The 21161-nt window shown below is 70.0% G+C and carries 14 protein-coding genes; 9 read left to right on the top strand and 5 right to left on the bottom strand.

Annotated elements, in window-relative coordinates:
• Positions 1–56 precede the first annotated feature (56 nt).
• Positions 57–1190 carry a CaiB/BaiF CoA transferase family protein gene (locus ACQPYK_RS37000; protein WP_433241872.1) on the bottom strand — a complete coding sequence of 378 codons (1134 nt, stop codon included), beginning with the start codon at positions 1188–1190 and terminating at the stop codon, positions 57–59.
• 222 nt (positions 1191–1412) lie between these two features.
• Here ACQPYK_RS37000 and ACQPYK_RS36995 point away from each other — a divergent pair, with 222 nt between their 5' ends.
• The 4 genes from ACQPYK_RS36995 (at position 1413) to ACQPYK_RS36980 (ending at position 6708) form a co-directional block, all read left to right on the top strand.
• Positions 1413–2984: a serine/threonine-protein kinase gene (locus ACQPYK_RS36995; RefSeq protein ID WP_433241869.1), complete on the top strand. Its 1572-nt coding sequence runs from the start codon at positions 1413–1415 to the stop codon at positions 2982–2984.
• 1 nt (position 2985) lies between these two features.
• Positions 2986–3966, top strand: a complete 981-nt coding sequence (locus ACQPYK_RS36990) for an NAD(P)-dependent oxidoreductase (protein WP_433241866.1) — start codon at positions 2986–2988, stop codon at positions 3964–3966.
• A 111-nt stretch (positions 3967–4077) separates the two neighbouring features.
• Complete coding sequence (locus tag ACQPYK_RS36985; RefSeq protein ID WP_433241863.1) at positions 4078–5436, top strand: FAD-binding oxidoreductase; 1359 nt, start codon at positions 4078–4080, stop codon at positions 5434–5436.
• 12 nt (positions 5437–5448) lie between these two features.
• Positions 5449–6708 carry a class I SAM-dependent methyltransferase gene (locus tag ACQPYK_RS36980; RefSeq protein ID WP_433241860.1) on the top strand — a complete coding sequence of 420 codons (1260 nt, stop codon included), beginning with the start codon at positions 5449–5451 and terminating at the stop codon, positions 6706–6708.
• A 102-nt stretch (positions 6709–6810) separates the two neighbouring features.
• Here the strand turns inward: ACQPYK_RS36980 and ACQPYK_RS36975 are convergent, their stop codons facing one another.
• The 3 genes from ACQPYK_RS36975 to ACQPYK_RS36965 all read right to left on the bottom strand — a co-directional run bounded on the left by ACQPYK_RS36975 (position 6811) and on the right by ACQPYK_RS36965 (position 12047).
• Positions 6811–8316: a hypothetical protein gene (locus ACQPYK_RS36975; RefSeq protein WP_433241857.1), complete on the bottom strand. Its 1506-nt coding sequence runs from the start codon at positions 8314–8316 to the stop codon at positions 6811–6813.
• Positions 8309–10348, bottom strand: coding sequence for a hypothetical protein (locus tag ACQPYK_RS36970; RefSeq protein WP_433241854.1), 2040 nt, complete (start codon positions 10346–10348; stop codon positions 8309–8311). Before ACQPYK_RS36970 ends, ACQPYK_RS36975 begins: the two co-directional genes overlap by 8 nt.
• Before the next feature lie 163 nt (positions 10349–10511).
• Positions 10512–12047, bottom strand: a complete 1536-nt coding sequence (locus tag ACQPYK_RS36965) for a long-chain-fatty-acid--CoA ligase (RefSeq protein ID WP_433259030.1) — start codon at positions 12045–12047, stop codon at positions 10512–10514.
• 186 nt (positions 12048–12233) lie between these two features.
• On the opposite strand from ACQPYK_RS36965, the gene ACQPYK_RS36960 reads away from it, so the two are divergent.
• From ACQPYK_RS36960 to ACQPYK_RS36940, 5 genes are all read left to right on the top strand, one after another.
• Positions 12234–13778, top strand: a complete 1545-nt coding sequence (locus ACQPYK_RS36960; protein WP_433241851.1) for a GMC family oxidoreductase — start codon at positions 12234–12236, stop codon at positions 13776–13778.
• A gap of 57 nt (positions 13779–13835) precedes the next feature.
• Positions 13836–15092 carry a cytochrome P450 gene (locus ACQPYK_RS36955; protein ID WP_433241848.1) on the top strand — a complete coding sequence of 419 codons (1257 nt, stop codon included), beginning with the start codon at positions 13836–13838 and terminating at the stop codon, positions 15090–15092.
• Between the two features lie 106 nt (positions 15093–15198).
• Positions 15199–16047: an alpha/beta fold hydrolase gene (locus ACQPYK_RS36950; RefSeq protein ID WP_433241845.1), complete on the top strand. Its 849-nt coding sequence runs from the start codon at positions 15199–15201 to the stop codon at positions 16045–16047.
• A gap of 53 nt (positions 16048–16100) precedes the next feature.
• Positions 16101–17351, top strand: a complete 1251-nt coding sequence (locus tag ACQPYK_RS36945; protein ID WP_433241842.1) for a cytochrome P450 — start codon at positions 16101–16103, stop codon at positions 17349–17351.
• A 28-nt stretch (positions 17352–17379) separates the two neighbouring features.
• The gene (locus ACQPYK_RS36940; RefSeq protein WP_433241839.1) at positions 17380–18654 is read left to right on the top strand and encodes a cytochrome P450; all 1275 of its coding nucleotides are present in this window, start codon (positions 17380–17382) and stop codon (positions 18652–18654) included.
• Between the two features lies 1 nt (position 18655).
• Here the strand turns inward: ACQPYK_RS36940 and ACQPYK_RS36935 are convergent, their stop codons facing one another.
• Complete coding sequence (locus tag ACQPYK_RS36935) at positions 18656–20626, bottom strand: hypothetical protein (RefSeq protein ID WP_433241836.1); 1971 nt, start codon at positions 20624–20626, stop codon at positions 18656–18658.
• Between the last annotated feature and the right edge of the window lie 535 nt (positions 20627–21161).

The following is a 21161-nucleotide window of genomic DNA, read 5'->3' as shown; positions in this document are numbered from 1 at the left end:
GACAAAGGGCGGTACGCCTGCGCCAGGCGTACCGCCCTTGAAGGGGGAGGATCGGGTCAGGCGAGCACGCCCGCCGCGCGCAGCTCCGCGGCGGCCTCCGCCGGCAGACCCCAGGAGGACAGGTCCGCCAGCCGGGTCGCGGGGGAGAGGTCCTGTCCGGCCGTGCCGAGCAGGCGCGGCGCGGGCGCGGGCTGCCGGACGCCGCCGACCTCGACGAAGGCGCCCCTGGCCTTGTTGTGCGGGTGGTCGGCGGCCTCGCCCATCTCCAGCACGGGGGAGACGCAGGCGTCTGAGCCGTCGAAGACCGCCTCCCACTCGGCGCGGGTCCTGGACCTGAACGCCTCGGCCAGCCGCTCGCGCAGCGCCGGCCACTGGGACCGGTCGCCCCGGTCGGGAAGGTCGGAAAGGCCCATCAGCGAGACCATCTCCGCCCAGAACTGCGGCTCCAGCGAGCCGACCGCGAGGAACTTGCCGTCGGCGGTCTCGTAGGTGTCGTACATGGGTGCGCCGGTGTCGAGCAGGTTGGTTCCGCGCGGGCCCCAGAAGCCGCTCTGGACGCCGTGGTAGAACATCGCGAACAGCGCCGCCGCCCCGTCGACCATGGCCGCGTCGATCACCCGGCCCTCGCCGGTCCGCTCCCGCTCGATGAGCGCCAGCAGCACGCCGTACGCCAGCATGAGGCCGCCGCCCGCGAAGTCGCCGAGGATGTTGATCGGCGGGGTGGGCTTGCCGCCCTCGCGGCCCAGCATCGACAGGACGCCGGAGATCGCGATGTAGTCGATGTCGTGCCCGGCGGTCGGCGCCAGCGGGCCGTCCTGGCCCCAGCCCGTCATCCGCCCGTAGATGAGGCGAGGGTTGACCGCGTGCAGGTCGGCGGGGCCGATGCCGAGCCGCTCGGCGACCCCCGGCCGGTAGACCTCGATGACCACGTCGGCGTTCGCGGTCAGCTCCTTGAAGGCGGCCACGCCCTCGGGCGACTTCAGATCCAGGCCGATCGTCCGCTTGCCCCGGTCCATCACGTCGGGGCGGGGCCTGTCCCCGGCCGCCTTGACGGCGGCGACGCGCTCCACCCTCAGCACCTCGGCGCCGTGGTCGGCCAGCATCATCCCGGCGAACGGCCCGGGCGCCAGGCCGGCCAGTTCGAGCACGCGAACTCCGGCCAGCGGGCCCTTCCTGGTCACGCGCTCCATCGGTATCTCCTCGGTGTGCTCTCGGCCCCGGTCCGGTACGGCCTTCGCCGGCAAGTGATCGGTACCCCTGCGGCCTTCCGTCGAGCCAAGTAGAACAACATTCGGCTTTCTGTGGCAAGACATCCAGCGTGAGGCCGCCTGGCGTGGAGGTGTTATGGGAAACTTGCGCGTTATCAAAAGGGATCTAGGGGTTACGCGATGACATATCCGCACAGTGAACGGGTGGTCGCTGGGCGTTACCGACTGCTGAGGGAGCTCGGCCGGGGCGGCATGGGCGTGGTGTGGGAAGGCTACGACACGCTCCTCGACCGCCCGGTCGCCGTCAAAGAGGTGCTCCTGCCACCGAACCTCCCCCCGGCCGAGCATGAGCGCCAGCTGGCCCGAACCTCGCGTGAGGCGAGGACCGCGGCCAGGCTCAACCACCGGGGCATCGTGGCGGTCTACGACGTGGCCGAGCAGGACGGCCGTCCCTGGATCATCATGGAGCTGGTCAGGGCCCGCGGCCTGGACCAGGTCGGGCCCCTGCCGGTCCAGCAGGTGGCCGGCATCGGCCGCCAGGTGCTGTCGGCGCTCCGGGCCGCCCACGAGGCGGGGATCCTGCATCGCGACGTCAAGCCCAGCAACATCCTCCTCGCCCCCGACGGCCGGGCCGTGCTGACCGACTTCGGCATCGCGACCGTGGAGGGCGACACCTCGCTGACCCAGACCGGCATGGTGACGGGCTCGCCCAGCTTCCTGCCGCCGGAACGCGCCACCGGTGAGGAGGCCGGCCCCTGGTCCGACCTGTGGGCGCTCGGCGCCACCCTCTACGCGGCGCTGCTGGGCCACGGCCCCTTCGAGCGCACCACGGCCATCGCCACCCTCGGCGCGCTCCTCACCGAGGAGCCCGACTTCGACCGCGTGCCCCCCGCGATGCGGGAGGTCCTCACCGGCATGCTCCAGCGTGATCCCGCCCACCGGCTGAACGCCGAGCAGGCCGACGTCCTGCTGGCGGAGGCGAGCGGCGACCCCACGGCGGCGCCCCGCCGTACCGAGCGGCACCGCAGGCGGGAGGCGCCCACCACGACGATGCCCGCGCGGCGGCGGCGCGACCGCGGGCGCGGCCGGATCCCGCTGATCGTGGCCGCCGTGGTGGTCCTGGCCGGAGGAGGAGCGGCGGCGGCCGTGGCGATGACGCGCTCCGACCCGCCCGACTCCTCGCAGGCCGGTCCGGCCTCGAACGCCTCCACGGCCGATCCCGCCACCGTCCCCACGGCGGAGCCGCCGAGCGCGCCCCCCTCCCCACGGCCGTCCAAGAGCAGGCCTCCCGCCGAGACCGGGTCGCGGTGGAGAGTGTGGCACGCCAAGCCCCCGGAGAACTGGTCCATCCGGTACCCGGCCGACTGGAAGGGGAACCGGGTCGCCGAGACGGGCTACACCCAGTGGCTGCGCCGCGACGGGAACGCGCACATGTCGGTGGAGGCGCTCCCGGGCCCGCACGGCAACCTGGAGTCGCTCCAGGAGACCATCAGGAACGACGCGGCCCAGTGGAGCGAGATCGCCTCCGACGACACGGCGCGCGTCCCCCTGGCCTACGGCACCGGGCTGCAGTGGGAGTTCACCTGGACGATGAAGGACAACAGCGGCGTGCCGTGGGCCCGCCCCGGTGTGACCTATCACGAGACACGGCGCTTCATCGCGATCGGCGACACGGTCATGGTGCTGAGCTGGACCACCACCGGCGGCGAGTGGAAGAGCCAGACGGGCCTCATGAATCAGGTCTTCGCCAGCTTCAACCCGCGGGGAGGCGAGTGACATGACCTGGAGGGTGCTGGCGCTGCCGCCGCTGCCCGAGGAGGCGCTGCGCGACCTGCTCGGCCCGCTGGGCGAGCGGGTCGAGGTGTCCGTACCGGCCGGCCGCGACCGCCCCGCCCTGCTCGCCGCCCTGCCGGAGGCCGAGATCGTGGTCGGCGACTGGAGCGGTGAGCTCGCGCTGGACGCCGAGGCCGTTCTGGCCGCCCCGCGCCTGGCGTTCGTGCAGCAGCCGTCGGTGGGCGTGGACGGCCACGACCTCGCCGCCCTGGCCGCCGCGGGGGTGCCGCTGGCCAACACCGCGGGGGTGAGCGCGATCGCGGTGGCCGAATGGTGCCTGGCCGCCGCGCTCACGCTGTCGCGCCGGTTGCTCGCCGCCGACGCCGCGGTCCGCGCCGGCGACTGGCCGCAGCTCGACCTCGGCCCCAGGGAGCTGTACGGCTCGCGCGTGGGCATCATCGGCTTCGGGCCGATCGGCGAGGCGTGCGCCCGGATGTTCGGCGCGCACGGCTGCGAGGTGTCCTACTGGACGCGGCGCCCTCGCCGGACGCCCTACACCTACCGGGAGCCGGCGGAGCTGATGGCCACCTCCGACGTGCTCATAGCGGTGATCGCCCTGTCGGAGGAGACCCGGGGCCTGATCGACCCCTCCCGGATGCCCGCCGGATCGCTGCTGGTCAACGCCGCTCGCGGGGGAGTGGTGGACCGGGCGGGGCTGCTGTCCGCCCTCGGGTCCGGGCACCTGGGCGGCGCCGCCCTGGACGTGTTCGAGACCGAGCCGCTCCCGCCGGACGACCCGCTGCGCGACGACCCCCGCGTGCTGCTGTCGCCGCACGTGGCCGGGGTGACCCCGCAGTCCACCGGCCGCCTGGTCCGCCGCGTGCTGGACAACCTGGAGGCAGCGGTGGACGGCCGCCCGGTGACCGGCGTGCTCAACGAGGTGGACCCGGTGGTACGCCGGCGTTCCGGGGGCGGGCGTACGTAGAGTTTTCGAGCGTTTAACGTGTCCCATCTGGTTCGGGGGACACCCGAGATATAACGTGCTAGGGCCGATCTTTACTATGAGGGCTCTGGGGGTGAGGTTCCTGTGCAACAGATGACACAGATGTCGGCGCATCGACGCGCCGTCGAGCAGATCAGGGAGTCCTACGCCGCGATCCCACAGGACGCGGTGCCCCGACTGGCCAAGGCCACCACCAACCTGTTCCGCTTCCGGGACGGCGCTTCCGGAGCGAAGCTGTCGGCCCGGGACCTGGACCAGGTCATCGAGGTGGACCCGGTGACCATGACCGCCGAGGTCCAGGGCATGACCACCTACGAGCACCTGGTGGACGCCACACTCGCGCACGGGCTCATGCCGTACGTCGTGCCGCAGCTGAAGACGATCACGCTGGGCGGCGCGGTGACCGGACTGGGCATCGAGTCCACCAGCTTCCGCGACGGGTTGCCGCACGAGTCGGTGGAGGAGCTGGAGATCCTCACCGGCGACGGCCGGATCGTCGTGGCGCGTGACGACAACGAGCACCGCGACCTGTTCCGCGCGTTCCCCAACTCCTACGGCACGCTCGGCTACGCGCTCCGGATCCGGATCAAGCTCAAGCCCGTCCAGCCGTACGTCAGGCTGACCCACATCCCGTTCGGCGACGCCGACAAGTGCATGATCGCCATGAAGGAGATCTGCGAGCGCGGCGAGCACGACGGCGAGCCGGTCGACTTCGTGGACGGCACGTTCTTCGGCCCCGGTGAGCTCTACATCACCGTCGGCCGCTTCGCCGAGCGCGCGCCCTACCTGTCCGACTACACCGGCATGCGCATCTACTACCGGTCGATCCAGACCAGGACCCGCGACTGGCTGAGCATCCGCGACTACCTGTGGCGCTGGGACACCGACTGGTTCTGGTGCTCGCGCGCCTTCGGCGTGCAGGGAGCGCTGGTGCGCTCGCTGATGCCGCGCAAGTGGATGCGTTCCGACGTCTACCGCAAGCTCGTCGGCCTGGACCGCAAGTACGGCGTGATCGCCCGGGTCGACCGGTGGCGCGGCCAGCCCGTCCAGGAGTCGGTCATCCAGGACATCGAGGTGCCCGTCGAGCGCGGCGCGGAGTTCCTGGACTTCTTCCACGACAAGGTCGGCATGGAGCCGGTGTGGATGTGCCCGCTGAAGTCCACCGGAGAGTGGCCGCTCTATCCGCTGGAGCCAGGGCGACTGTATGTGAACTTCGGCTTCTGGGGCACCGTCCCCCTGCCCCGGGGCCAGTTCGACGGCTACTACAACCGTCTGATCGAGCACAAGGTGCACGAGCTGGACGGGCACAAGTCGCTGTACTCGACGTCCTTCTACTCCCGGGACGAATTCTGGCGGTTTTATAACGGAATCGCCTACTGGCCGATCAAACGGGCATACGACGCGGGTGGCCGGTTGCTCGACCTCTACGACAAGTGTGTACGGGGGCGTTAGGAGGTTGATTCTGTGAAGCTCGCAGAAATCTTCGAGAAGGTCATAGGAACCGAGGCGGACATCCGGTTCGCCGCCTATGACGGCAGCAAGGCCGGCCCGGCCAACGCGGACATCAGCGTCGAGGTGAAGTCCCCGATCGCGGTCGCCTACCTGGCGCAGGCCCCCGGCGAGCTCGGTCTCGCCAGGGCCTACGTGTCCGGGCATCTCGACGTCAAGGGTGACATGTACACCCTGCTGTCGCGGATGTGGTCGATCACCATCAACGACCTCCCGGCGAACGAGAAGCTCGCCGTGGCCCGCGCGCTCGGCGTCAAGCCCCTGCTGATGCGGGTGCCGCCGCCTCCCCAGGAGGTGCGGCGCAGCATGCTGGCCAAGATGGGCAGCAGGCACGCCAAGCAGCGTGACGCCGAGGCGATCCATCACCACTACGACGTCTCGAACAAGTTCTACGAATGGGTGCTGGGCCCGTCCATGGCCTACACCTGCGCGGTCTTCCCCGGCGAGGAGTCCACGCTGGAGGAGGCTCAGTACGCCAAGTTCGACCTGGTCGCCCGCAAGCTGGGTCTCAAGCCCGGGATGCGGCTGCTGGACGTGGGCTGCGGCTGGGGTGGCATGGTCATCCACGCCGCCCGTGAGTACGGCGTGAAGGCGCTGGGGGTCACCCTCTCGCGCCAGCAGGCCGAGTGGGCGCAGAAGGCCATCGCCGAGGCCGGTCTGAGCGACCTGGCCGAGGTCCGTCACATGGACTACCGGGACGTGAAGGACACCGGCTTCGACGCGGTGAGCTCGATCGGCCTGACCGAGCACATCGGCAAGGACCAGCTGCCGTTCTACTTCCGCTTCCTTTACGACAAGCTCAACCCCGGCGGGCGGATCCTCAACCACTGCATCACCCGGCCGACCGGTAGCGAGAAGACCATCAACGCCGGCGGCTTCATCAACCGCTACGTCTTCCCCGACGGGGAGTTGGAGTCGGTCGGCCACCTCGTCCGCGAGATGGAGGACCTCGGCTTCGAGATCCGTCACGAGGAGAACCTGCGCGAGCACTACGCCCAGACCCTCCGCTACTGGTGCGCCAACCTCGACGAGCACTGGGACGAGGCGGTGCAGGAGGTCGGTCAGGGCACGGCCAGGGTCTGGCGGCTCTACATGGCCGGCTGCGTGGTCGGCTTCGAACGCAACAAGGTTCAGCTTCACCAGATCCTCGGGGTGAAGCTCGACTCCGAGGGCGGTGCCCACATGCCGCTGCGCCCCTCCCTCGACTGGCCCTGACCCCGATCCGGTGGTACGGCCCGCGCCTGTCGTGAGCGCGGGCCGTACCACCGGATCGGCGGGCGGCGCCGGGGCGGGACGCCCGCGCGCCGCCCGCCGAGGTCAGCCGGTCGTGCCGGGGCCACCGGGCTTGCCGGTCGTGTCGGGCCTGCCGGGAGGGCTTCCGTTCTCCGAGGTCAGCTCGGAGAAGACGACCCTTCCGTCCGGCAGGAGCCGCACGATGGGGATGGCCTTGTTGACGGGGTTGCCTCTCACGTCGAAGGTGATCCACCCGCTGGCGGCGGCCACCGGGGACAGCGCGCTGGTCAGCAGGTTCGCCACCGCGCTCGCCGAGGGACGGGTCCTGCCCTGCGCGGCGAAGACGTCCACCACCCCGATGGCGGTCAGCATCGCGTCATGATGCATGATGGCCTGCCCGTCGTCGAGGGACTCGTCGGGAAACTTGGCGGCGAAGCTGTCGATGCCCTGCCTGAAACGGTTGGCGACCGCCGGCTGGATGGCGTCGGGATAGGTGTCCCAGGCGGCGGGATGGGCCAGTGCCGTGTAGTAGACCTCGAGGCCGGCGCGGGTGTCGTCCCAGATCGGCGCCGGCTGGGCCCGGTTGAGGTTGCTGGCGTCGTCGCCGGTGACGACGGTGATCTTCCGGTCGACGCAGGTCCTGCGGGTCAGCGCGCGCAGGAACGACGGCAGGTTCTGCCAGCGCCCGGCGAAGAAGACCACGTTGGCGCCGCTGTTGCAGATCCGCTCCGTCATCTGCCCGAGCACCGTGTCCGCGCTGTCGAGTGAGGAGTTGTAGGTGAGCGGGATGTCCAGGAGGCGGTTGGCCTCCTTCACCGGGCCGACGACGCCGGCGAAGGCGGAGGTGAAGGACGCGGCCAGGGTGCTGGTGTAGGAGTCGTCCTCGTCCTCGTCCTGCACCATGACCGCGGTGACGGTGCCGCGCCTCTTGATGAAGTGTGCGATCGCCCTGGCCTCCGCGCTGTTGGAGGGGGACACCCGGACCATGGTGGTCTTGCCCGCCAGCCTGTCTGAGGTGATGACGGAGCCGACCAGGGCGATCTTCCCCTTCACGAGCTCGTCGATGGCCTTCTCGGTCCCCCCGGTGCTGGAGCCCAGGCCGGTCACCGCCACCAGGTGGTCCTGGCCCGTCACCTTCTGCCTGAGCTCGCCCACCACGGCCCGCCAGGCGTCCGCGTCGCCGGAGGAGTCGGCGAGCAGGAGCTGCACGTTCGGCGCGCTGGCATCTCCCTCGTCGTGGTTGCTCCAGTATTGGGCCAGGTAGGCACCCTGCAGGGCGTGCCGGACGGAGTCGGTGCTCTGCGTGCTCGCCGGACTGGTGCCGGGGTCCATCGGCAGCATCACCGCGATGCTCACATAGGGCATGTCCTGCCCGCGCACCCACTCGTTCTCCTGGCGGATCAGCTCCGCGACGGAGGAGAGGTTCTCGGTGTAGCGGCCGGAGCCGTCGGTGACCCGCGGAGCCGGGCGGAGAAGGACGACCAGCCCGGCGCCGAGGCCGCCGACGAGCAGCACGCACAACAGCCCGAACCAGAAGGGGTGCACCTTCCGGAACGGCGCTCGCCTGCCGAAACCGCGACGCTCACTCATCGTCGTCCTCCCGGTCGTAGCGGTGGGCCTCGTTCACCAGGACCGACCTTCCGCTGGTGGCGTATCGGGACAGCAGCCTCAGGCCGTCCGCGACGCCCTGGCGCCTGCAGCGCAGCGGATCCAGACCCGGGTCGGACAGGAACCAGCGGTCGACGACCACGCTGCGCACGACGGTCGTCCGGTCGGTGCCGGCCCGCCGGTCCAGGGCGGACCGGCCGTAGGGGTCGTCTCGATCGTCCGGGGCGAGACGGCCCTCCTCCGGTGGCTCCTGGATGAGCCGGCCGTACAGGTCGTCCAGCGGCGCCGACACGGGCAGCCGGTTCGGCGCCGAGGTGATCCAGTTGTACTGCCTGATCCATTCGGCCATGTCGATCTCGTTGAACCGCCCGTCGAGGAGCGCCACCACCTCTGCCAGGCGGAGGTGCCCGGCGGGTTCCAGGTCCACACGGGCGAGCCGGTGGTGCATGACCATGGACAGCCGGTCGCGCGGCACCTGCTCGCGGGAGGTGTAGAGATCCTCCAGGCGTTTGTGGACGGTGTTCCACAGCGGGCCGTCGCGGCCGTGACGGCGTGCGAGCTCCCGCAGCAGCAGACGCCGCAGCCACGGGTGGATCACCGGCGCCGAATCCCGCGGCGGGCCGGTCAGCAGCCACATGTGGTCACCGAGCTCGTCGATCGCCGAGCGCCACCGGCGCGACAGCAGCCCGGCGTCCTCGGCGTCGGCCAGGTCGGTCGCGGCGGCGCACGCGATCAGGTCCTCCAGGTCGTGCGGGAAGTCCCCGAAGGGGTGCTGCGGGTGTGCCCGGTCCAGTGCGGGAAGCTCACGCAGGGCCTGCTCGGTCCAGCCGGTCTCGCGTTCCCGCTCCTGCCACTCCCGCTCGCGCGCGGCCATGGCCTCGAGCAGATGCGTGAGCGCCAGCGGGTGGCCGCCGGTCAGCGCGTGCGCGAATCCCGCGTGGGCCCTGCCCGGCCCTCCCCGGCCGATCTCGCGCATCCGTGCCACCTCGGCGCGGCCGAGGCCGGGCAGCAGCACCGGATACCACCAGCGGTCGTGCCTGCCGCCCGCGCGGTTGGTGAGCCAGTCGCCGTAGCTCGCCTGCCGTACCCGGTGGGGATGCCGGGTGCCGCCGGGGGCCAGGGGCTCGGGCGTGCCCGGCCGGTTCCAGTGGTGGCCCAGGTCCTGCCACGATCGTGAGGCGGCGACCACGAGGAGGGGGTCCCGGCCGGCCGGCCCCAGGGTGTCGGCCCGATGGGCCTTGGCGGCCACCAGCGCCCGCAGGAACTCCCGGCCGGAGGGACTGTCTGAGTTGTCCAGCATGACCAGGCAGTTGCGCGGTCGCCACTTCCTGGACCAGCCCTCCCTCAGATCCTCCAGGAGCGCCTCGCAGATGACCCGGGCGGCCGCCGGGGAGCCGTCCTCGACCGCGCCGGAGCGGGCCAGGTCGGTCAGCCCGCCGGGCCCGAGCCGGTCGCGGTACCAGGCCATGCCCTTGCGCTCGAGGAGGTCGATCAGCCGCCGCCCTCGTGAGACCCGGTCGATCAGCGTGGCGATCAGCGGGCCGGCCACCGGCAGCACCGGCAGGCTCCCGCCGAGCAGGTTGAAGATCTCCTGAAGGGTCTTGGCGTTGTCCGGGATCCCGCGTCTGCCGCGGATCAGCTCGTAGAGCTTCTGCTCCGTCTCCTCCCGCTCCAGGTCGGGCCCCAGCGAGAGCGCCAGGTTTCCCAGCACCACCCGCGGTAGCTTGACGGGGGCGAACTGGCGCCAGCGACCGCCCATGACGCGGCGCGCGATCTGCGCCGTGATTTCCCCGACCTTTATGTCGGGATGTTCGGCGCAGTCGATATGGACGAATGGTAATGAAAAGGAGGTCGCGCTGTTTTCCGCGACCTCCTTCATGAGAGTGGTCTTGCCGCTTCCGCGTGGGCCGAAGAGCATGATGACCGGCAGTTCGCCGCGTCCGGGCCCGTCCTCGCGGTCGAGACACTCCTCGATCAACCGCTCACAGGCGGCTGTCAACTCGCTGTTCGCCATGTTCTGCCCGCCTTCGGCATTTCCCGGACCGCTGGGTCGGGAGTGACGAGAACGCGCCTTCGCCCCCGTGGCGCGGGACCGCATCGTAACCCAGCTTTTCGGGAAATGCCTTCTGATCAGGCATGTATGACTATTTTCAATTGTCGGCGGAAAGCCCGGCCGTTTACCTGAGCTCGCGCTTGAGGATCTTCCCGGTGGCGGTCATCGGGAGGGCGTCGCGGAACTCGACGATCCGCGGATACTTGTAGGCCGCCATGTTCTCCTTGCACCAGGCGATCAGTTCCTCCTCGGTGACGGTCGTCCCGGGGGTGCGGATGATGTAGGCCTTGACCTCCTCGCCGTGCGACTCGTGGGAGACCCCGACCACCGCGGAGAGGGAGACGCCGGGGTGGGTCATCAGGACCTCCTCCAGCTCGCGCGGGTAGACGTTGAAACCGCCGCGGATGATCAGGTCCTTGGCCCGGTCGACGATCGCGTAGTAGCCGTCCTCGTCGCGGGTGGCGATGTCGCCGGTGCGGAACCAGCCGTCGTTCATGACCTCGGCGGTCGCCTCGGGGCGGTTGTAGTAGCCCTTCATCACGTTGTGCCCGCGGATCGCGATCTCGCCGGGCCCCTCGCCCTCGACCGTCTTCCACTCGCTGTCGATCAGCCTCATCTCCACGCCCCAGACCGGCGTGCCGATCGTGCCGGGCTTGGTGGGCCGGCCGAGCTGGTTGAAGCTGGCCACCGGGGAGGTCTCCGACAGGCCGTAGCCCTCCAGGATGCCGACGCCGAAGGTGGCCTCGAAGTCCTTGAGCACCTCGACGGGGGAGGAGGCGCCGCCGGCGACCGCCACCTTGAGCGAGGTGGGCACCTCGTCGCCGTCGGTGTGGATCTTCGTCAGCATGGCCCAGTACATGGTCGGCACGCCCGCGAACAGCGTGATGTTCTCGGTGCGCATCAACTCCAGGGCGGGACCGGGCTCGAAGCGCGGCATGAGCACGATGGTGGCCCGGCGGCGGAACCCGAGGTTCATGACGGTGGTCTGCCCGAAGGAGTGGAACAGCGGCAACGCCGCCAGGAAGGCGTCGCCGCTCTCGCCGCGCGGGAACATCTCATCCGAGACCATGGCGTTGAGCAGCATGTTCTGGTGGCTGAGCTCGGCGCCCTTGGGCTGGCCGGTGGTGCCGCTGGTGTAGAGGATGACCGCGGTGTCGTCCGGCGCGGTCTGCACGGTCGAGAACTCGCCCGGCATACCGTCCAGCGCAGCCCACAGCGTCTCGCCGTACTCCGACTCGGTGGCGAAGGCGGCGGCCGGCAGCACGAAGAAGTGCTCCGTGGCCTCGGCCCCGTCGAAGCCCGCCCGCCCGCGCTCGCCCAGTGGCAGCTCCGGGGTGCCCTCGAAGCAGAACAGCGCCTTCGCCTCGCAGTCCTGGAGGTGGTAGGCGATCTCTCTGGGCTGCAGCAGCACGTTGAGCGGCACGACCGTGGCGCCGGTCTTGAGGATCCCGTAGTACACGAACGGGAAGTAGGGCAGGTTGGGGCAGGCCAGCGCGACCTTGTCGCCCTTGCCCACACCTCGGGAGACCAGCAGGTTGGCAACCTGGTTCGCGATGGTGTTGACCAGGGAGTATGGCAGCCGTAGATCGCCGAAGACCAGCGCGGTGCGGTCGGGCTGCTCCCGGGCGCTGTCCTCCAGCGCGACCGACAGGTTGAGCATGGTGCGTCCTCCTCCGAACAGGCTCTCGACGCTCATACTCGCAGCCCGAGATACCTACCGGTAGGTAACCAAGGTTACAAATTGACGCGTAAAGCAGCGAGGAGTAAGCAGATCGAATAAGGGCTCGCTTACGGGGGAGACGGGCCGGCCGTCCGTGCGTTCGTATGACGAAGGGGCAGTGGCCGTATGGAGTACGACTATGTGATCGTGGGTGCGGGTTCGGCGGGATGCGTGCTCGCCAACCGGTTGTCGGAGGACCCCGCGACCACGGTGGCGCTGGTCGAGGCGGGCGGCTCCGACGACAAGCTGGAGATCCGGATGCCGGCCGCCTTCGCCAAGCTGTTCAAGACCGACCGCGACTGGGACTTCACCACCACCGGGCAGCCCGGACTGTCCGGCCGCGAGCTCTACTGGCCGCGCGGCCGGATGCTCGGCGGCTCCTCCTCGATGAACGCGCAGATGTGGGTGCGCGGGCACCGGGCCGACTACGACGGCTGGGACGTGCCCGGCTGGTCCTACGAGGAGGTCCTGCCGTACTTCCACAGGATCGAGCGTCGCGCCGGCTCCAACCGCGGCGGCGTGTACGGCACGGCGGGTCCCGTCCACATCTCCGAGCTGCGCGCCCCCAACCCCGTCACCGCGGTGTTCCTCCAGGCCTGCGAGGAGCTCGGGATCGCCCGGCTGGACGAGCTGAACGGCCCCTCCAACGAGGGCTGCTGCCAGACCCCCGTCACCCAGAACCGGGGCCGCCGCTGGAGCTCCGCCGACGCCTATCTCCGGCCCGCCGCCAGGCGCCCCAACCTCACCGTGCTGACCTCCTCGCACGTGCATAGGGTGTTGATCGAGGACGGGCGCGCGACCGGAGTGGAGTACGGCGACGGCGCGGTGGCGCGCGCACGCAGGGAGGTCGTCCTGTCGGCCGGGGCGGTCGGCTCCCCGCATCTGCTGATGCTGTCGGGCGTCGGCGCGGCCGACGAACTGAGGGTCGAGGGCGTCGAGCCGGTCTGCGAGCTGCCCCAGGTCGGCAGGAACCTCCAGGACCACCTGGCCTCGGCCGTCATCCTGCACTGCCCCAGGCCGATCACGCTCGCGGGCGCCGAGTCGGCGGGCAACCTGCTGCGTTTCCTGGTCGGCCGCAGCGGCATGCTGACCTCGAACGTCGGCGAGGCCGTGGCCTTCGTGCGCACCTCTCCCGACGAGCCCGCCCCCGACATCGAGCTGATCTTCGCGCCCGGCCCGTTCGTCGACCACGGGCTCACGCCGCCCCCCGGGCACGGTCTGACCATCGCCTCGATCCTGCTCCAGCCGGAGAGCCGCGGACGCGTCCTCCTCGACGGGCGCGACGTGGTGATCGACCCCGCCTACCTGACGGCCGAGGCCGACGTCCGGCGGCAGGTCGCCGGCCTGAGAAAGGCGAAGGAGCTGTTCGCCACCGTGGCGCTCAAGCCGTTCGCCGGGCCGCCGATGAACCCGTACTGGGGCGCGGAGACCGACGAGGAGCTCGTCCGCTGGATCCGCGAGCGCAGCGAGACCCTCTACCACCCGGTGGGCACCTGCCGGATGGGTGAGGACGCCGACGCGGTGGTGGACCCGGAGCTGAGGGTCCGGGGTATCGAAGCCCTCCGGGTCGTCGACGCCTCGGTCATGCCGGTCATCAACCGGGGGCACACCCACGCCCCCACCGTGATGATCGCGGAGAAGGCCGCCGACCTCATCGTCCAAGCCCGGTGAGATCGGTCTTTGTCTCTCATGCTTGACGTAAGTGGTCACTTGCCTAAATCTAGGTTGATGACGGTGAGTGTGACGGATGTCGATCTGTCGGAGATCCTGTTCTGGGCGCGTCCGCAGGCCGAGCGCATGGCGGCCTTCAGGCGGCTCCGCGAGCTGGATCGGCCCGTGTTCGTCCGGGAGAACAAGATCCCTTTCGTCGGGCACGGGCCCGGATACTACGCCTTGGTGCGGCACGCGGACGTTTCCGAGGCCAGCCGCAACGCCGGGGTGTTCAGCAGCGAGCCGACCGCCAACAGCGTCGTCGACATGCCCCGGTGGATGGCGGTCTACTTCGGCTCAATGATCAACATGGACGACCCGCGGCACGCCCGGCTCCGCCGCATCGTCTCCCGGGCGTTCACCCCCAGGATCCTGGCCAAGATGGAGGTGGACCTGCAGCGGGCGGCCACCCGGATCGTGGACGAGGCGATCGCCGAGGGGCCGGGCGACTTCGTCACCCAGATCGCGGCCCGGCTGCCCGTCCAGGTCATCTGCGACATGATGGGCATCCCGCCGCGGTTCCATCCCCGGGTGCTCCGGGCCACCAACGTCATCCTGGGCAACGCCGACTCCGAGTACACCGGCATCGACCCGGAGCTCAGCCGCTGGAACGTCGGCCGCGGCCTGATCAAGCTGATGGCCGCCGGACGCGAGCTGAACCGGCTGGCCGCCAGGCTCGGCCGCGAACGCCGGGGCGACTCCACCGGCGACCTGACCAGCATGCTCGTCAACGGCGAGGAATCCCTCACCCCGCAGGAGCTCGGCTCGTTCTTCATCCTGCTCGTGGTCGCCGGCAGCGAGACCACCCGCAACGCCATCTCCCACGGTCTCAAGCTGCTCACCGACCACCCCGCCCAGCGCGAGCTGCTGACGGCCGACTTCGACAGGCACGCCCCCGGCGCGGTCGACGAGATCATCCGCTACTCCACCCCGGTGATCCAGTTCCGTCGCACGGTCACCCGGGAGCACGAGATGAACGGGCAGCTCTACCGCAGGGGCGACAAAGTCCTGCTCTTCTACAACTCCGCCAACCGGGACGAGGCGGTCTTCACCGACCCCGACGTCTTCGACGTCACCCGCCATCCCAACCCGCACGTCGGCTTCGGCGGACCCGGTCCTCACTACTGCCTGGGCGCCCATCTGGCCCGCCGCGAGGTCACCGTGATGTTCCGTGAGCTGCTGACCCGCCTGCCCCGCATCCGCTCCACGGGCGAGCCCTCCTACCTGCTGTCCAACTTCATCAACGGCGTCAAGCACCTGCCGTACACGACCTGACCGCTCTCGCGGGGGTGAGCCGTCGGTCCGGCGGACGGCCGGGAATCGGCGCCGGCCACTCGCGCATGCCCGCGCACGCTCGCCAAGCGAATGTTAGGTTCCGTTCATGGAGATGGGAACCGTCACCGCCAACGGCGTCGACTTCGCCTACCTGACGATGGGGGAGGGGCCGCTCGCCCTGTGCCTGCACGGCTTTCCCGACACCGCGCACACCTGGCGTCACCTGATGCCCGAGCTCGCCGAGCGCGGCTACCGCGCGGTCGCGCCGTTCATGCGGGGCTACGCGCCCACCTCGATCCCGGCCGACGGCGCCTACGAAAGCGGCGCGCTGGTCGCCGACGCCTGCGCCCTGCACGAGGCCCTGGGCGGTGACGGCGACGCGGTGCTCATCGGCCACGACTGGGGAGCGTTCCCGGTCTACGGGGCCACGGCCTTCGCCCCGCGGCGATGGCGCAGGGCGGTCGCCATGGCCATCCCGCCCGTGGAGGCGACGCTGACCGCCTTCCTCGACTACGAGCAGCTCAGGCGGTCGTTCTACATCTTCCTGTTCCAGACGGGGCTGGCCGAGGCCGCCGCCTCCCAGGAGGGGTTCATCGCGGGGTTGTGGCGCGACTGGTCGCCGGGCTACGACGCCTCGCGGGACGTGGAGCTCGCCCGGCAGAGCCTGGGCGAGCCCGCCAACCTCGCCGCCGCGATCGGCTACTACCGCGCCATGCTCGGCACCGTGCCGCTCACCGGTCGCTACGCCGCCGAGCAGGCCGCGGCCGGTGGGGACGTCCCGATCCTCTATCTCCACGGGGTCCGGGACGGCTGCCTGGGCGTGGAGCTGGCGAAAGAGGCGCCGGACTTCCTGCCGCCGGGCTCCCGGGCGCACCATGTCCCGGACGCCGGCCACTTCCTCCACCTGGAGCGGCCTCGCGAGGTCAACGACCTCGTCCTGGAGTGGCTAGCCTGAAGATCCTGTGGCAGGATCTCCAAAACCGAATGTGGTTCTAACAGGGGGCTGGTGTGACGGTTTCGCTCGCGGACATCGACCTGTCGGACATCGCCTTCTGGGAGCGGCCGATGGCCGAGCGCGAGGCCGCCTTCGCGCTGCTGCGGGCCCAGGAGGCCCCCGTCCGGTTCGCCGAACCGGAGATCGGCTTCGCCCCGCCGGGGCCGGGCTACTACGCCCTGGTACGGCATGCCGACATCGTCGAGGCCAGCCGCAACCCCGAGGTCTTCTCCTCGGCGCGCGGCTCCACCGCCGTCCATGACCTGGGCCCGGAGTTCGCCGAGTATTTCGGGTCGATGATCAACATGGACGATCCGCGGCACGCCCGGCTCCGCCGGATCGTCTCGCGGGCGTTCACCCCCAAGATGATCAAGCAGTTCGAGGCCGACGTCCAGGTCGAAGCCCGCCGGATCGTCGACGACCTGATCGCCACGGGGCCGGGCTGCGACTTCGTCACCGAGGTCGCCGCCAAGCTGCCCCTGAAGGTCATCTGCGACATGATGGGCGTCGGTCCGGAGCACTACCAGACGGTCTTCGACGCCTCCAACGTCATCCTGTCCGGCGGTGATCCCGAGTTCATCCAGGACATCAGCCGCGCGGCCGAACTGCTCCTCGGTGCCGCCCAGCGCCTCCAGGACCTCGTCGTCTCCCTGGCCGCCGAAGGTGGCGACAACCTCATCACCTCCCTGACCAGCGCCAACATCGACGGTGAGAAGCTGACGATGCGGGAGCTCGGCTCGTTCTTCATCCTGCTGGTCGTGGCGGGCAACGAGACCACGCGCAACGCCATCTCGCACGGCCTGCACCTGCTCACCGAGAATCCGGACCAGCGAGCACTGCTCCTGGCCGACCTGGACGGCCGCCTGCCCGGCACGGTCGAGGAGATCGTCCGCCTGGCCTCCCCGGTCGCCTGGATGCGCCGCACCCTCACCCGGGACCACGAGATGAACGGCCACCTCTACCGCAAGGGCGACAAGGTGCTGCTCTACTACTGGGCCGCCAACCGGGACGAGAGCGTCTTCACCGACCCCTACCGCTTCGACGTCCAGCGCACCGAGGGGCCCCACGTGGGCTTCGGCGGCCCGGGGCCGCACTTCTGCCTCGGCGCGCATCTGGCCCGCCGCGAGATCACCGTGATGTTCCACGAGCTGCTCACCCGGATCCCGCAGATCCGCTCGGTCGGCGAGCCGGACCGCCTGCGGTCCAGCTTCATCAACGGCATCAAGCACCTCGATTGTGACTTCGAAGACGTTCCATTGACGTAAGTGGTTGCTTGCGCAAATGATTGGCGATATGAGCGTGACGCCAGCCGAGCGGAAGCCGATCGTCTCCACGGCCGACTTCGACCTGTCGGACTACGACTTCTGGGCCAGGCCCATGGCGGAACGGGAGCACGCCTTCCAGCTCCTGCGCGGCCTGGACCGCCCCGCCTTCTATGAGGAGATGGAGATCTCCTTCGCTCCGAAGGGGCCCGGATACTACGCGCTGGTCAAACACGCCGACATCCTGGAGGCCAGCCGCAACCCCGAGGTGTTCTGCTCGGGGGACGGCGGGGCCACCAACATCCCCGACATGCCGCCGGAGTTCACCGAGTATTTCGGGTCGATGATCAACATGGACGATCCGCGGCACGCCCGGCTCCGCCGGATCGTCTCGCGGGCGTTCACCCCCAAGATGATCAAGCAGTTCGAGGCCGACGTCGACGCGGCGGCCGTGCGGATCGTCGACGACCTGATCGCCACGGGGCCGGGCTGCGACTTCGTCACCGAGGTCGCCGCCAAGCTGCCCTTGAAGATCATCTGCGACATGATGGGCATTCCGGAGAAGGACTACGGCTCCGTCTTCGACCGGTCCAACGTGATCCTCGGCGGGTTCGACCCCGAGTACGGCGGCGACGACATGACCACGGTCGCCGAGAAACTCCTGGCCGCCGGGATGGACCTGCAGCGACTCGTCCAGGACCTCGCCGCGCACCGGGTCGAGCACCCCACGGGGGATCTCACCTCATCGCTGGTCAACGCCAACATCGACGGGGAGAAGCTCACCGCCCAGGAGCTCGGCTCGTTCTTCATCCTGCTGGTCGTGGCGGGCAACGAGACCACGCGCAACGCCATCTCCTACGGCCTGCGCCTGCTCACCCAGAACCCCGGTCAGCGAGCGCTGCTCCTGGCCGACCTGGACGGCCGCCTGCCCGGCACGGTCGAGGAGATCGTCCGCCTGGCCTCCCCGGTCAACTTCATGCGCCGCAAGGTCACCCGGGACCACGAGATGAACGGCCAGCTCTACCGCAGGGGACAGAAGGTGGTCCTCTACTACTGGGCCGCCAATCGGGACGAGAGCGTCTTCCCCGACCCGCTCCGCTTCGACATCACCCGCGACCCCAACCCGCACGTCGGCTACGGCGGCCCGGGGCCGCACTTCTGCCTCGGCGCGCATCTGGCCCGCCGCGAGATCACCGTGATGTTCCGCGAGCTGCTGCGGCGGGTCCCGCAGATCGAGGGCGGCCGGCCGCAGCGGCTCTACTCCAGCTTCATCAACGGCATCAAGCACATGGACTGCGACTTCTGAGTCACGAAGCCGCTTTCCTGATCGACTTGAACACGGTGTTGATGTCGGGCAGCAGCTCCTTCTTGCTGTCCGGCACCGACATGTAGACGATCGCGGGCAGCTCGGCGCCGGTGTTCACGGCCGCCACGACCATGGTCGTCTTGGACGTGCCCGAGGTGATCTCGTAGGCGGCCAGCTGTCCCGACAGACCGTTGACCGACAGGGCCTGCTGGGCGGTCTTGCGAGCGGTGTTGTCCTCGGGGAAGAACTTCTTGCGGCCGGCCGAGGCCACCGCGTTGATCACCGGGGCCAGGCTGTCCGGCGAGGTGTACTTGCTCTTCAGCCGGGGCGACAGCGGTCCCGACATCACCTGGGCGAACTGCGCCGTGCCCTGCGAGTCGGGTCCGGCCGAGACGTACTGGCGGGTGGTGAAGCCGTAGCTGACCGACAGGTTCTGGCGCTGGTCCTGCCGCCAGGGCGCGCCGAGCTTGGCCACGCTGATCGCCGCGGTCTGGTCGGGCACGGCGCCGGCGACAGGAGAGGCCTTGCCGGGGAAGCGCGGCAGGCGGCCCACCGTCTGGGACTTGGCGGGCTTCTTGACGGTCGAGGAGGGCTTCGTCTCCGGGGTGGTCTCTTCCTTGGCCGAGGCCAGGGGGCCGGCCAGGAAGGCCCAGAGCACGACGCCGATCAGGGCGATCACCACCGAGCCCGCGAGGGCGAAGACCCAGACCGGCCTTCCCCTGTCGTCGAGATCCTGCTCGTCTCCCATGGCCTGGTAATTGTCGCCGAAGACCGTGTTCCACAGCTCCTGCTGACGCTCCGGCGGCGGAGTCTTGGGCCCGCTGATCTGGCCCGCGGTGACGAACGGCCTGTTGGGGTCGGACGGGTCCCGGCTCAGGTGGTCACCCGGCTGCCCCTGCGCGGGGGGCCGGCCGGGAGGGAACTGGCCGTTGCCCGGAGGCACGTGTCCGGGCGCGCCCTGCGGCGGAGCCTGCATCGGAGCCCCAGGGGGCGCCTGCGGCGTCGTCGCCCCCGCCAGAGCCCACGCGCCCGCACCTTCCGGGGCGGCGCCGTTCCCCCCGGGACCGGCCGGATGGGCCTGGTTGCCGAAGGGGTTGGGGCTGGTGAGGGGATCTTGGGAGGCGAAGGGGTTGGGGTTGGCGCTCGGCGGGTTGGTGGAGTGCCCTTGGTTGGCGAAGGGGTCCTGGTTGCCGAAGGGGTTGGGGCTGGTGAGGGGGTCCTGGGAGGCGAAGGGGTTGGGGTTGGCGCTCGGCGGGTTGGTGGAGTGCCCTTGGTTGGCGAAGGGGTCCTGGTTGCCGAAGGGGTTGGGGCTGGTGAGGGGGTCCTGGGAGGCGAAGGGGTTGGGGTTGGCGCTCGGCGGATTCGTCCAGGAGGGAGAACCGTCGGGCTCCGAGGCCTCTGGAGGCTTTCCCCACCCGCCGTTCTCGGTCGCCGGGGCGACGTTCCAGCCGCCGCCGTTCGCGGCCGCCGGAGCGGTGTTCGGCGCGCCGCCGTTCGTGGCCGGAGCCGTACCCCATCCGCCGTTGTCGGTGGCCGAGGCCGCGCCCCATCCACCGTCTCCGGCGCTCTGAGCCGCGCCCCATACGCTGCTGTCGGCGGCCGGAGCCGTACCCCATCCGCCGTTGTCAGTGCTCTGAGCCGTGCCCCATCCACCGTTGTCGGACGCCGGAGCCGGTGAAGTGGGCGGCCGGTCGCCGGACCTGTCCTGTGGCGCGGCGGCCTGTCGGGAATCGCCGCCCGTCTGCGGTCCGGAGGGCGGGGAGGCGGAAGCCGGTGTGCCGAAGGCGTTCTGCCAGGAGCCGTTGCCGGGGACGCCGGCCTGCCAGGAGGTGTTTCCCGCGGTGGGCTCCTCCTGGGGGAGGGGGAGCCGAGGGCTGGTGCCGGAGGACTCCTGCGGCCAGGCGGGCGCCGGCTCGGTCGCCTCCGGCCATGCCGGAGGCAGGTGGGACTGGCTGGACTGCTCCGAGGCCATGGCTTCCTTACCTCCAGGGCGTGTGCCCGAATTAGGGGTATTGGGCATGGTCTCACGTGAGACGGGGGGCTTCGCAGGGAAACTGGAGAACGCCCCCCTGAACTGGAGTCCGGTGGGGTCGGTTGGCGGATCCTGCATCGGCAGGCCGACCTCCGAGGGATCCGGGCCCTGCCCCGGCTCGACTGAGTGTGCCACGGTGAAAGAGTAAACGGGCGGGACATGTGAGGGCACAATGGACGTATCGCCACGACCCTCTCACCGTCCCAGACACATGAGCTTCCCCATTGTGCTGAACCACCGGTACCGGTGTCCCCGGTTTGACGTGATCGGGCGTGTTTTCCGGGCCATGAACAAGGCTTGCGGACTGCGATACTCTTGACGTATGCGTGCCGCGACCCTGCTGCTTACCTGGCCGCATCGGCCTTCTCGGCGCTAGACGCCTGCCGATGCGGCTGCCCTTCGCGTGAGCGGAGGGTTTTTCTATTGGGCCGGATGGGTCTAGATCATCTGTGCAGACGTACACCGAGGGAAGATT

It is taken from the genome of Streptosporangium sp. CA-135522 (assembly GCF_050949235.1).
In the GTDB taxonomy this organism is placed as follows: Bacteria; Actinomycetota; Actinomycetes; order Streptosporangiales; family Streptosporangiaceae; genus Streptosporangium.
This window is presented reverse-complemented; position numbering and strand designations above follow the sequence as displayed.

Coding starts and splice junctions, on each gene's coding strand:
- ACQPYK_RS37000 (WP_433241872.1), bottom strand. CDS start 1,190: ATGGAGCGCGTGACCAGGAAGGGCCCGCTGGCCGGAGTTCGCGTGCTC.
- ACQPYK_RS36990 (WP_433241866.1), top strand. CDS start 2,986: ATGACCTGGAGGGTGCTGGCGCTGCCGCCGCTGCCCGAGGAGGCGCTG.
- ACQPYK_RS36985 (WP_433241863.1), top strand. CDS start 4,078: ATGACACAGATGTCGGCGCATCGACGCGCCGTCGAGCAGATCAGGGAG.
- ACQPYK_RS36975 (WP_433241857.1), bottom strand. CDS start 8,316: ATGAGTGAGCGTCGCGGTTTCGGCAGGCGAGCGCCGTTCCGGAAGGTG.
- ACQPYK_RS36970 (WP_433241854.1), bottom strand. CDS start 10,348: ATGGCGAACAGCGAGTTGACAGCCGCCTGTGAGCGGTTGATCGAGGAG.
- ACQPYK_RS36965 (WP_433259030.1), bottom strand. CDS start 12,047: ATGCTCAACCTGTCGGTCGCGCTGGAGGACAGCGCCCGGGAGCAGCCC.
- ACQPYK_RS36960 (WP_433241851.1), top strand. CDS start 12,234: ATGGAGTACGACTATGTGATCGTGGGTGCGGGTTCGGCGGGATGCGTG.
- ACQPYK_RS36955 (WP_433241848.1), top strand. CDS start 13,836: ATGACGGTGAGTGTGACGGATGTCGATCTGTCGGAGATCCTGTTCTGG.
- ACQPYK_RS36950 (WP_433241845.1), top strand. CDS start 15,199: ATGGAGATGGGAACCGTCACCGCCAACGGCGTCGACTTCGCCTACCTG.
- ACQPYK_RS36940 (WP_433241839.1), top strand. CDS start 17,380: ATGAGCGTGACGCCAGCCGAGCGGAAGCCGATCGTCTCCACGGCCGAC.
- ACQPYK_RS36935 (WP_433241836.1), bottom strand. CDS start 20,626: ATGGCCTCGGAGCAGTCCAGCCAGTCCCACCTGCCTCCGGCATGGCCG.